11 protein-coding genes are annotated in these 12,207 nt (G+C 62.9%); 8 read left to right on the forward strand and 3 right to left on the reverse strand.

Annotated elements, in window-relative coordinates; all coding sequences use genetic code 11:
• Positions 1-18 precede the first annotated feature (18 nt).
• Positions 19-1,332 (forward strand): potassium transporter TrkG, encoded by a 1,314-nt coding sequence (locus tag E4P29_RS18935; RefSeq protein WP_135046861.1) that lies wholly within the window; start codon positions 19-21, stop codon positions 1,330-1,332.
• Positions 1,325-1,990, forward strand: a complete 666-nt coding sequence (locus E4P29_RS18940) for a TrkA family potassium uptake protein (RefSeq protein WP_135046707.1) — start codon at positions 1,325-1,327, stop codon at positions 1,988-1,990. Before E4P29_RS18935 ends, E4P29_RS18940 begins: the two co-directional genes overlap by 8 nt.
• Here the strand turns inward: E4P29_RS18940 and E4P29_RS18945 are convergent.
• Positions 1,974-3,449, reverse strand: a complete 1,476-nt coding sequence (locus tag E4P29_RS18945; protein WP_135046708.1) for a mannitol dehydrogenase family protein — start codon at positions 3,447-3,449, stop codon at positions 1,974-1,976. The genes E4P29_RS18940 and E4P29_RS18945 overlap by 17 nt on opposite strands.
• Entirely contained in the window at positions 3,446-4,480 is a 1,035-nt protein-coding gene (locus tag E4P29_RS18950; RefSeq protein ID WP_135046862.1) for an NAD(P)-dependent alcohol dehydrogenase, read from the reverse strand. Before E4P29_RS18950 ends, E4P29_RS18945 begins: the two co-directional genes overlap by 4 nt.
• Before the next feature lie 116 nt (positions 4,481-4,596).
• On the opposite strand from E4P29_RS18950, the gene E4P29_RS18955 reads away from it, so the two are divergent.
• The 5 genes from E4P29_RS18955 to E4P29_RS18975 are packed head-to-tail and all read left to right on the forward strand — an operon-like array spanning position 4,597 to position 9,902.
• Positions 4,597-5,622, forward strand: a complete 1,026-nt coding sequence (locus E4P29_RS18955; protein ID WP_135046709.1) for a sugar-binding domain-containing protein — start codon at positions 4,597-4,599, stop codon at positions 5,620-5,622.
• Positions 5,619-6,971: a sugar ABC transporter substrate-binding protein gene (locus E4P29_RS18960; protein ID WP_245154401.1), complete on the forward strand. Its 1,353-nt coding sequence runs from the start codon at positions 5,619-5,621 to the stop codon at positions 6,969-6,971. The genes E4P29_RS18955 and E4P29_RS18960 overlap by 4 nt, the downstream gene beginning before the upstream one ends.
• Positions 6,968-7,918 carry a sugar ABC transporter permease gene (locus tag E4P29_RS18965; protein ID WP_135046710.1) on the forward strand — a complete coding sequence of 317 codons (951 nt, stop codon included), beginning with the start codon at positions 6,968-6,970 and terminating at the stop codon, positions 7,916-7,918. Before E4P29_RS18960 ends, E4P29_RS18965 begins: the two co-directional genes overlap by 4 nt.
• Positions 7,918-8,784, forward strand: coding sequence for a carbohydrate ABC transporter permease (locus E4P29_RS18970; RefSeq protein WP_135046711.1), 867 nt, complete (start codon positions 7,918-7,920; stop codon positions 8,782-8,784). Before E4P29_RS18965 ends, E4P29_RS18970 begins: the two co-directional genes overlap by 1 nt.
• An 11-nt stretch (positions 8,785-8,795) precedes the next feature.
• The gene (locus E4P29_RS18975) at positions 8,796-9,902 is read left to right on the forward strand and encodes an ATP-binding cassette domain-containing protein (protein ID WP_032374789.1); all 1,107 of its coding nucleotides are present in this window, start codon (positions 8,796-8,798) and stop codon (positions 9,900-9,902) included.
• Here the strand turns inward: E4P29_RS18975 and E4P29_RS18980 are convergent.
• Positions 9,899-10,372, reverse strand: a complete 474-nt coding sequence (locus tag E4P29_RS18980; RefSeq protein WP_209205463.1) for a DUF3995 domain-containing protein — start codon at positions 10,370-10,372, stop codon at positions 9,899-9,901. The genes E4P29_RS18975 and E4P29_RS18980 overlap by 4 nt on opposite strands.
• Positions 10,373-10,476: 104 nt before the next feature.
• On the opposite strand from E4P29_RS18980, the gene E4P29_RS18985 reads away from it, so the two are divergent.
• The gene (locus tag E4P29_RS18985; protein WP_135046865.1) at positions 10,477-12,165 is read left to right on the forward strand and encodes an AMP-binding protein; all 1,689 of its coding nucleotides are present in this window, start codon (positions 10,477-10,479) and stop codon (positions 12,163-12,165) included.
• Positions 12,166-12,207 lie beyond the last annotated feature (42 nt).

Below are 12,207 nucleotides of genomic sequence, written 5' to 3' on the forward strand. Positions count from 1 at the left end.
CTCACGCCGGTTCGGCTCATGGCGTCGGGATTCGCACTGGCCATCCTGGTCGGTGCAGGCGTGCTGATGCTTCCGATGGCCACCCAGTCCGGGATCGCGTCCGGGTTTCTGCAGGCGTTGTTCACATCGACCTCGGCGGTCAGTTTGACCGGCCTGATCGTGGTGGACACTCCGGTGTACTGGTCGGGCTTCGGGCAGGGCGTGATCCTCGGCCTGATCCAGATCGGCGGATTCGGGATCATGACGATCGCGTCGCTGGTGGGATTGGTTCTCGCTGACCGAATAGGTCTGCGCGGCAGACTCAACGCGGCTGCCGAGGTACGCACGTCGGGGCTGGGCGACGTCAGGAGTGTCGTCGTCGGTGTGTTCCGCACCAGCCTGATCATCGAGAGTGTCGTTGCGATCGCCCTGGCGGCGCGCTTCGTCGTCGGCTACGACGAGCCACCGGGTCGCGCACTGTGGCTGGGGATCTTCCATTCCGTGTCGGCGTTCAACAACGCAGGATTCGCTCTCTTCAGCGACAACATGATCGGGTTCGCCACCGACCCGTGGATCTGTGTGCCGTTGTTGATCGCGGTCGTGTTGGGCGGCATCGGGTTTCCGGTTCTGTTCGAGATCGCCCGTCGTATCCGATCGCGTGCCCGCGGCGTTCGTTCTCGCAAGCGCTGGACCTTGCACACCCGGATGACGTTGTCCGTCACCGCCGTTCTGTTGGTTCTCGGTCCGACGGTGGTGTTGCTTTTCGAGTGGTCGAGAACCCTGGGCGGATTCGGGTTCTGGGACAAGATGCTCGTTGCGATGTTCCAGGGCGTCATGCCCCGCACCGCAGGCTTCAACAGCGTCGATTACGCGGATGTGGACAACGCGACCCTGTTGATCACCGATGTCCTGATGTTCATCGGTGGTGGCAGCGGCGGTACGGCAGGCGGCATCAAGGTCACCACATTTGCCTTGCTGCTGTTCGTCATCGTGGCCGAAATCCGCGGTGACCGCGAGGTGACGGTGTTCGGTCGTCGAATGGACGCACGCGTGCAGCGTCAGGCGTTGACCGTCGCGCTGATCGGTGTCGCGTTGGTGTTGGTTCCGGTGGTGGCGCTGCTGGCCGGCACGAACTTCGACCTCGACGTGCTTCTCTTCGAGGTCGTCTCGGCATTCGCGACGGTGGGCCTGTCCACCGGCATCACAGCACAGTTGCCCGGCTGGGGCCAGATGATTCTGATCGTCCTGATGTATCTGGGCCGCATCGGTTCCATCACTCTGGTCAGTGCTCTCGCCGCCCGCGACCGCGGTCGGCGCTACATGCTTCCCACGGAAAGGCCGTTCATTGGCTAGGAAACCGTCCTCCGACGTCGTCGTCGTTCTCGGTCTCGGCCGCTTCGGTAAGTCGCTGGCGCTGGAACTGATGAGCCAGGGAGTCGAGGTGCTCGGCGTCGACAGCGACGAGGCCGTAGTGCAACGCGTGGCAGACCGTTTGACGCATGCTGTGGTGGCCGATACCACCGACGAGGAGTCGTTGCGACAACTTTCGGTACACGAGTACGACCGCGCCGTCGTGGGCATCGGCTCCAATCTCGAAGCGAGCCTGCTCACCGCATCGGCTCTGGTGAATCTGTCGATGTCGACCATCTGGGCCAAGGCTCTGAGCAACGCGCACGCCAAGATTCTCAGCCAGATCGGCGTCCACCACGTCGTCAGGCCCGAGCACGACATGGGTAAGCGAGTAGCTCACCTGGTACGTGGTCGGATGATGGACTACATCGAGTTCGACGACGGCTACGCCATGGCGAAGACGTCGCCGCCGGCCTCACTGATAGGAAAAACACTGGGCGAGAGTGGAATCCGCACCAAGCACGGAGTCACCGTCGTCGCAGTCAAGCGTCTGGGTGAAGGGTTCACCTACGCCACGGCGGAGACGGTGATCGGTGCGGGCGATACCGTCATCGTCTCTGGCCAGGTTCGAGACACCGAGAGATTCAGTGAGTCGACATGAGTGATTCGAGGGTTGCGCGCGCACCGTTTTCCTGAAGTGATGTCAGTTGTTTCGTGTACTCGGCGACGAACCGCTCGTTGTCGATCAGATCCCCGAACACCGCGCGGTTGGCGATGAAGGCCGTCGGATTCTCCCGCTGACTCTGCGCGATCGGAACGAGTGAATCCTTCAGTTGATCGACGATGTCGATGGGCTCACCGGCCTCGTCGACCGCCTCGGCGTAGCGTGCCCAACTGGCAACGACTGCGGTGGAGCGAGTGATCTCACCGCCGCTCTCGAGATTCTTGCGGATGACGGGCAAGAGCCACTTGGGAATTCGATCCGAGGACTCGGCGCACAGGCGCGCGACGGTGTCGCGGATTTCCGGGTTGGAGAACCGTTCGATGAGCGTGTGCTTGTATTCGGCGAGGTCGATGCCGGGAACGGGTTGCAATGTGGGCGTTGCTTCCTCGTCCATGTACGCGAGCAGGAACGCGGCGAACTGCGGGTCCTGACAGACTTCGTGCACCAGTCGAAAACCGCTGAGGTAGCCGAAATACGCGAGCGCCTGATGGCTGGCGTTGAGCAGCCGTAGCTTTATCAGCTCGTACGGCGTGACGTCGTCGACAACCTGAACTCCGACGTCTTCGAAAGAGGGGCGTCCCAGCGTGAAGTTGTCCTCGAGCACCCACTGTGTGAACGGCTCACCGGCTACGGGCCACTGGTCGTCGATGGCGTAGCGAGCCGAGAGTTCCTCGATCACTTCCGGTGTCGTGACCGGAGTGATGCGGTCGACCATGGAGTTGGGGAACGCCCCTTCTGCGGTGATCCACTCCGCGAGAGCCGGATCCTTCAGGCGGGCGAAGGTGGTGAATGTCGATTGTGCGATGTGGCCGTTGCCTTCGATGTTGTCGCACGACATGATCGTGAACGGCTTCAGTCCGCGTTCCTTGCGCCGTGACAATGCCTCCACGACGAGCCCGAAAGTGGTTGCCGGAACGGCCCCGTCCGCGAGATCGGCGACGATGGCGGGGTTCTCGACGTCGAACTCGCCCGTCGTCGCGGAGAAGTTGTATCCGCCCTCGGTGATCGTGAGGGAGACGATCCTCGTGGTCTCCGCGGCCATCTTCTCGACGACGGCCTCTATGTCGTCCGGCGCGAAGAGATATTCGACGATGGATCCGACGACGCGGGTGTCCCAGGTGCCGTCGGAATGCTTGAGCGCCAACGTGTACAGGCAGTCCTGCGCCTCCATCACGTCCTTCATTCGACGGTCACCAGGAAGTACGCCGACTCCGCAGATGCCCCACTCGGACCCCTGCCCCTGTTGCAACAACCGGTCGATGTACATCGCTTGATGTGCTCGATGGAAGCCGCCGACACCGAAATGCACGATGCCCACGGTGACGTCGGAACGGTCGTAGGTGGGAACGGCCACGTCCTCGATGAAGTCGTCGAGATTGCGCGAGTTCAACTTCATACGTTCGTCTCCTTCGATGGGCTCTGGGAAAGACCAGGAATCACAACGGCTTTGATGCTGCCGGGTTGCTTGTCTGCGTTCAGGGCATCTTCGACGCGATCGAGGCCGAAACGCGCGGTGACCATGGCATCGAGGTCGACGCGACCGGCCAGGACGAGCTCGCGCGCGATCGGCCATGTGTTGGCGTACCGAAAGACACCGGTGAGAACCAGTTCTCGGTTCTGAATCAGTGAGATGGGGAGCGGGTAATCCGAACCGCCCATGCCCACCAGTACGACGGTACCCGCCGGCCGCACAGCATGAATGCCGTCGACGACGGCGCGAGCGGCACCCGATGCGTCGATGAACGCGTCCACTTCGAGCGCACGGACGTCGTCCACTGCTGGATCGAGCACACGTGTCGCACCGAGTTCGGCGGCATTGTCACGTCGCGGTGCGTCGATGTCACTGACGATCACTTCGGTGGCACCGAAAGCACGGGCCACCTGGGCGGTGACGATGCCGACCGGGCCTGCGCCGGCGATGAGCACGCTGGATCCGGCGGTGATTCCGGCCTTCTGCGCCGACGCGATACCGACCGACAGCGGCTCGAACAGTGCTGCGGCCTCATCGGAGATCGAGTCGGGGACGTCGTGGGCGAACACCGACTGGATCAGTACGTACTCTGCCAGCGCGCCGTCGATCGGCGGCGTGGCGAAGAATTCCATGGCCGGGCAAAGGTTGTAGCGGCCGGCGCGCGACTGGGCGCTGGTGGGATCGGGACGCTGCGGTTCGATGGAGACCCGCTGCCCGACGCGGGCGTCGGACACATCGGAGCCGACCGCGACGATCACGCCTGCCGCCTCGTGACCGAGGACCAATGGGCCGTCGACGACGTGGTCGCCGATGCGTCCCTCCCGGTAGTAATGCGCATCGGACCCGCACACGCCGACGGCGGTGACCTGGACCAGGACCTCGTCGGCCGCGGGTGTGGGTACCGGCCGACGCTCCAGCTCGATGTGCTGGGGTCCGCTGAGAACGCTGACGTCCATCGACTGTGGCACAGGAGTCTCCCGATCAGAGGGTGTTGTGTGGATCACACCTTAATGTTAGCTTAGTGAGCAGATGAACACGAGCTGAGCATCTGCTCACCAGGCGGGGAGGCGTAATGGACGGATCGGAGCCCAGTGGGGCAAAGTCCGCGCGGTCCGGAGAAGATCTCCGGCTGGCTCTGCGCGCCGCCACCATGTACCACCTCGAAGGTGCGACGCAGGCCGAGATCGCCGTGAAGCTGGGCGTCTCGCGCCCGACTGCAGGACGACTGGTCGCGCGGGCTCGTTCCCAAGGGCTCGTGACGATCGAGATCAACGTCCCCGACGAGTTGCAGGGCACCGTGCATGCGGACGTCGAGCGTGAGCTCGAGGCGCAGTACGGGCTCACCGAGGTGTTGGTCGTCTCGGACGTCATCGACGGCACGGACTCCGGCTACGGATCCCTCGGCCGAGCGGCGGCGACGTTGCTCTCCCGTCGACTCAAGGATCAGGACGTTCTCGGTTTCACCTGGGGGCCCGAAACGGTGGCCGTCGCGAGTTCGCTCAAGACAAGGTCCACCAAATGTGCTGCGGTGGTTCAACTCGACGGTTCCATCACCTCGGCCGACTATCAGACCGGCGTCGAATACACGCTCGGGCGGTGCGCTTCCTATCTACAGGCGACGCCCATTCGGCTCAATGCTCCGCTGTACGCCGACCAGGCGACAGTGGTTGCGCTGGAGCAGGATTCCGTGATCTCTCGCGCCCTCAAAGCCGGGGCCGATGCCGATGTGATGATGTACGGCATCGGTCCCGTTTCCACGTCCACCACGTTGTTCGAGGGCAGCTTCATCGACCTCGAGGTTCTCGACGAACTGCGCCGGCTCGGCGCGGTGGGCGAGATCGGCGGGCGGTTCTACGACGCCGACGGACAGGACACCGGAGGATCGCTCCCCGGCCGAACCGTGTCGGTGGGGCTCGACGCCATCAGGGCGTGCGATCGGGCTGTGCTCGTCACCGGTGGACAACGCAAACACGAGGCGCTGCTCGGTGCTCTGCGCGGCGGACTGGCCTCGATCCTGGTGACCGACATCGAAAGTGCACGTTGGCTCGTTGCGCAAGCTCCTGCAACGGCAACCTCCAATGGAAAGGTATTTCAGTGAGGGTTCTACCGAAAGTGGCTGTCGCGGCATCGCTCGCGACAACCTTGGTGCTGTCCGGATGTGCCGGAGCCGGCTCGTTCGGTGGTGACGGTGATGGCAAGACGATCACCGTTGCGATCGTCTCGAATTCGCAGATGTCCGATGCCATTTCCCTTGCTCCGGAGTTCGAGGCGGAGAACCCGGGTATCAATCTGAAGTTCGTGTCGCTGTCCGAGAACGAGGCGCGGGCGAAGATCACTGCGTCGGTGGCGACCGGCGGCGGCGAGTTCGACGTGGTGATGATCAGCAACTTCGAGACCCCGCAGTGGGCCGAGAACGGCTGGCTGACCAATCTGTCCGAGTATGCCGACGCCACACCGGGCTACGACGAGGACGACTTCATCCCCACGTTGAAGGAATCGCTGTCGTACGAGGGCAGCATGTACTCGGTGCCCTTCTACGGTGAGTCGTCGTTCCTGATGTACCGCAAGGACCTGATGGAGGCTGCCGGCATCACGATGCCGGAGGAGCCCACCTGGCAGGAAGTCGCCGACGCGGCCGCGAAGCTCGACAGCCCGGACGTATCGGGAATCTGCCTGCGCGGAAAGCCCGGTTGGGGTGAAGTACTCGCCCCGTTGGATACCGTCATCAACGCCTTCGGTGGACGGTGGTTCGACGAGAACTGGAACGCCCAGCTCAACAGCCCAGAGGTGGAACAGGCCGTTCAGTTCTACGTCGACCTGGTACGTGAGCACGGTCAGGCAGGCGCAGCGACAAGCGGTTTCAGCGAATGCGGAACGCAGCTCTCGCAGGGAAATACGGCAATGTGGTACGACGCCACATCTGCAGTGTCGGTACTCGAAGACCCGACATCGTCGAACGTGGTCGGCAAGATCGGCTACGCCAAAGCACCGTCGGCCGCCAAGGGCGACAACGGGTGGCTGTACTCCTGGGCGCTCGGTATCCCGAAGACGTCCGAGAACCCTGACGACGCCTGGAAATTCGTCTCGTGGATGACCAGCAAGGAATACCTGAACAAGGTCGGCAACGAATTAGGTTGGGAACGTGTACCTCCCGGCAGCCGTCTGTCGACCTACCAGATTCCTGAATACGCGGAAGCCTCCGCTGCGTACGGGCAGGTCACTCTCGATTCGATCAACGGTGCGGATCCCAACAAGCCGACGGTCGATCCGGTCCCGTACACCGGAGTGCAATTCCTGACCATCCCCGAGTTCCAGGACCTCGGAACTCGCGTCAGTCAACAGATCAGTGCCGCAGTGGCAGGACGAATCAGCGTCCACGACGCGCTCGAACAAGCGCAGCAGTACGCCGAAGTGGTCGGCAAGACGTACCAGGAGGGCCAGGGATGACCACCACCGAAACACGATCGGCGCAGGCCGATTCCGAGGAGTTCGTGCCGAGACCGAGAACGATCTCCAAGGCCGAAGGGTGGCGACGACGCGGACCGCTGCTCCCGGCCATGGTCTTCGCCATTCTCGTCACCCAGGTTCCGTTTCTGTTCACGCTGTACTACTCGACGCAGTCGTGGAACTTGGTGCGGCCCGGATCGCAGAAGTTCAACTGGCTGAACAACTATGTTGCAGTCTTCCAGGACAGCCAGTTCCGTGAGGTCGCTCTCAACACGGTGATCATGATCGTCGGAACCGTCATCATCTCGGTGGTTCTCGGGTTGTTCCTGGCTCTGCTGTTGGACCGGAAGTTCATCGGCCGCAGCCTGATTCGTACCCTGCTGATCACTCCGTTCCTGATCACCCCGGTCGCCGGTGCGTTGATCTGGAAGACCACGATGTTCGATCCGGTCTTCGGCCTGATCAACTTCGCGCTGAGCCCGTTCGGTGTCGATCAGATCGACTGGGTCTCGCGCTACCCACTGCCCGCCGTCATGGCGAACCTGATCTGGCAGTGGACCCCGTTCATGATGCTGTTGATCCTTGCCGGCCTGCAGTCGATGCCGAAGGACATCGCCGAGGCCGCGCGGGTCGACGGGGCAGGGCCGGTCAAGCTGTTCCGTGAACTGACGCTGCCGCATCTGCGTCGATTCATCGAGCTCGGTGCCGTTCTCGGTGCGATCTACCTCGTCAACACCTTCGACGCGGTCTACATGATGACCTCCGGCGGACCGGGTGTGGCGAGCGCGAACCTGCCGTTCTACATCTACCAGCGAGCGTTCCTCGGCTTCGACATCGGCCAGGCTGCGGCCATGGGCGTCGTCACCGTCGTCGCCACCATCATCGTCAGCACCCTGGCGCTGAGACTGATCTTCAAGAGCTTCAGCGGAACCGAGGAGGCTGCGTGATGAGTACCGCAACTGTGAACAAGACAACTACCTCCGCGCCGATCAAGCGCAAGAGCAAGTGGGGCCCGGGGTCGATCTGGTCCTTCGTCGCCTGGGTCGCAGGCATCGCGTTCTTCTTCCCGGTGCTGTGGATGGTTCTCACCGGTTTCAAGCAGGAGGCCGACGCCTACTCCGACCCGCCCAAGCTGTTCTTCACACCGACCCTCGATCAGTATCGAGGGGTCCTGGAGAGTGGCATCGGCACCACCTTGCTGAACTCGGCGTTCGCGACGGTCGTATCGACGATCTTCGTTCTGTTGCTGGGTGTTCCGGCCGCCTTTGCCCTGTCACTGCGACCGGTCGAGAAGACGAAGGACGTGCTGTTCTTCTTCATCTCCACCAAGATGCTGCCCGTCGTCGCCGCGATCGTCCCGTTGTACGTCATCGTCGGTGACATCGGAATGCTCGACAACATCTGGACTTTGGTCGTGCTGTACACCGCGATGAATCTCCCGATCGCCGTGTGGATGATGCGATCGTTCTTCCTCGAGGTGCCGAGCGAACTGCTCGAAGCCGCGAGTATGGACGGCGCGTCACTGTGGACCTCGGTACGTGAGGTGATCCTGCCGCTGGTCTCGCCCGGCATCGCGGCCACGTCGTTGATCTGCGTCATCTTCTCGTGGAACGAGTTCTTCTTCGCGGTCAACCTCACTGCCGTTCAGGCTCAGACGATTCCGGTGTACCTCGTCGGATTCATCACCGGTCAGGGCCTGTACTGGGCCCAGCTTTCCGCAGCTGCGACGTTCGCAGCACTTCCCGTCGTCCTTGCCGGATGGTTCGCGCAGAACAAGCTCGTGCGCGGCCTGTCCTTCGGCGCAATCAAGTAGGAGAAAGTCTCATGGCTGCAATCACGTACAAGAAGGCATCCTGCGTCTACGAAGGTGCCGACAAGCTCGCCGTCGATTCACTCGACCTCGACATCCAGGACGGCGAATTCGTCGTTCTGGTCGGGCCTTCCGGCTCCGGCAAGTCCACTGCTCTGCGGATGCTCGCCGGTCTCGAGGAGATCGACGGTGGTGCCATCGAGATCGGTGGCAAGAACATGGTGGGGGTGCCGTCGAAGGACCGCGATATCGCGATGGTGTTCCAGAACTACGCCCTGTACCCCAACAAGACCGTCGGGGAGAACATGGGTTTCGCACTCAAGATGCGCGGTGTGTCCCTCGAGGAGCGCACGAAAAAGGTGGCCGAGGCCGCGAAGATCCTCGACCTCACCGAGTACCTCGACCGCAAGCCCGGCAAGCTCTCGGGCGGTCAGCGTCAGCGAGTTGCCATGGGGCGTGCCATCGTTCGTGAGCCGCAGGTGTTCTGCATGGACGAGCCCCTGTCCAACCTCGACGCGAAACTGCGAGTCCAGACGCGTACGCAGATCGCGGCGTTGCAGCGCCGGCTCGGCACCACGACGGTCTACGTCACCCACGACCAGGTCGAGGCCATGACGATGGGCGATCGTGTTGCCGTGCTGCGCGGCGGCAAACTGCAGCAGTTCGCCTCTCCCACAGACCTGTACGACAACCCCGTCAACGCATTTGTCGCCGGCTTCATCGGCTCGCCTGCAATGAACTTGATGACGGTTCCCATCGGCTCGGGTGGCGTGCAGATCGGTAGCTTCCTGCTTCCCCTCGAACGCGACGAGCTGACCAAGCTCGCGAGCCTGGGTCTCGACAACGTCACGGTCGGGCTACGCCCGGAGCAGCTCGGCATCGTGCACGGCGGCGGTGAAGGCTTCGAGGGCAAGGTGGATCTGATCGAGGAACTCGGCAGCGAGTCCTACCTCTACGCACACCTCGACGACCCGAAGGTCAAGGGTCTCGATGGCGGTCCGGTCTCACTCGTCGCGCGCTCGGCCGTCCGAGCTCCGGCCAAGATCGGCGAAAGCATCGGTCTGACGCGACTCGACGGTGCGATCCATCTGTTCCACCCGGAGACCGGGGAGCGTATCTAACGCGGTTGGTACGGGGCTTTTCGGGCGAGGACCAAAGCCGTCAGAAGAGCGGCACCCCACAGCAGGAAGATGCCGTCGAAAAACAGGTGACCGTACTTGACGCTTCGGTTCTCGTCCGAGACGATCAGGCCGATCATCGCGCCGATGAACGACGCTCCGCCCCAGAGAATCAGCAGTACAGAGCCGGGCCAGGATATGCCGAAGATCAACGACGGCAACCGGGTCCGGTTCTGTGCTGCCAGGCGGGGCCGGTTCATGTACGCGAGTGCCGGAAGAATTGCTGCGGCGAGTTTGACGAGTGCAAGCACCAGCAGTGCCGTTCGTGCCGTTGCCGGTTCGGAGTCGACCCACTCGGTGGCGAAGGCACCGACGGTGTCGAGCATCCATCGACCGCCTACAGCCCAATAGGCGGAGAACGCAGCATGAACGATCCCCAGTACGCACGCGATCGCAAAGAATCGGATGGCCACGGTGATCGAGGCTAGCCGAGTTGCCACCCCCGTTCAGGGGTAGCGAGGGATTGTTCATCTCCCCTACGGTGGCGGTGATGGGCATCACAGGCGCAGGAGGAAACATGGTCGACTCGGCATATACGGCATTCAGAAACGCACGCGATCTACTGATCGACACTTACGGCGACTACGACCGTGCGGTAGCGACTTTCGAATGGCCGTCGTTCGGCGAGACGTTCAACTGGGCCATCGATTGGTTCGACACGATCGCCCGTGGCAACGACGGCACCGCGCTGTGGATCGTCGAAGAGGACGGCAGCGAGGCCAAATACAGTTTCGACGACATGGCGCGTCGCTCCGATCAGGTGGCTCGTTGGCTCGAATCGCAGGGAATCGGCCGCGGCGACTCGGTGATCCTGATGCTGGGCAACCAGGTGGAACTCTGGGAGTCGATGCTCGCGGTGATGAAGCTCGGAGCGGTCCTGATGCCGACGACCACTGCGATCGGGTCCGCCGACCTCACCGACCGAGTAGTGCGCGGCAACGCTCGCGCGGTGATCGTGAACCCCTCGGACATCGGCAAATTCGACGACGTGCCCGGGGACTATCTGCGAATCGCCACTGCCGCTCATGATGGTTGGGTCGACTATTCCGATGCTCGTTCTGTCGAGGCCGAGCCGTTCGAGTCGGTCACCGCGCCCACCGACCGCCTGCTGATGTACTTCACCTCCGGCACCACCAGCAAGCCCAAACTCGTCGAACACACTCAGATCTCCTATCCCGCTGGGCATCTGAGCACGATGTACTTCCTCGGGCTACGTCCGGGCGACGTGCACCTGAACATCAGCTCGCCCGGCTGGGCCAAGCATGCCTGGAGTTGCTTCTTTGCCCCGTGGATCGCCGAAGCGACCATCTTCATCTACAACTACGGCAAGTTCGACGCGAAAGCACTGCTCGAGCAAATCCGTCGCGCTGAGGTGACCACCTTCTGTGCCCCGCCGACTGTGTGGCGCATGCTGATTCAGGCCGACCTCGGCGGCGGGGGTGGATCGTTGCGAGAAACGATCGGGGCCGGTGAACCGCTCAATCCGGAAGTGATCTCGCGGGTGCAGCAGGACTGGGGCCTGAACATCAGGGACGGCTTCGGCCAGACCGAAACCACTGCGCTGGTTGCCAATACGCCGGGTGCGGTGCTGAAGTCCGGATCGATGGGTCGGCCTCTGCCCGGCGTCCCCGTGGTGATCGTCGACCCCACCACCGGCGAACTGGCCGACGAGGGCGAAATCTGCCTCGACCTGGCGCAGCAGCCGTTCAACTTGATGACCGGCTATCTCGGCGACCCCGAACGCAACGCTGCCGTCATGGCCGACGGTTACTACCACACCGGTGACGTCGCATCGCGGGATTCCGAGGGCTACATCACCTACGTCGGCCGCACCGACGACGTGTTCAAGGCCTCCGACTACAAGATCTCCCCGTTCGAGCTCGAGAGCGTGCTGATCGAACACCCCGCGGTGGCCGAGGCGGCCGTCGTTCCGGCTCCCGACGAGACGCGGTTGGCCGTCCCGAAGGCATACGTTGCACTCGCTGCCGGCTGGGAACCCAACGAAGCCACGGCATTCGAGATCTTGAAGTACGCCCGCGAGCACCTGGCACCGTTCCTGCGAGTACGGCGCATCGAGTTCTTCGAGCTACCCAAAACCATCTCGGGCAAGATCCGCCGCGTGGAGTTGCGCGCCCGCGAGGACGCAGCGGTCGGGCCACTGGAGACGGAGTGGCGTGACGACCAGTTCCCCGCACTGAAGAGGTGACGTGAGCGTCCACTATTCGCTGCGCGAGGCGGAATCCCGCTT

This window comes from Rhodococcus sp. 1R11 (assembly GCF_004563845.1).
In the GTDB taxonomy this organism is placed as follows: domain Bacteria; phylum Actinomycetota; class Actinomycetes; order Mycobacteriales; family Mycobacteriaceae; genus Rhodococcoides.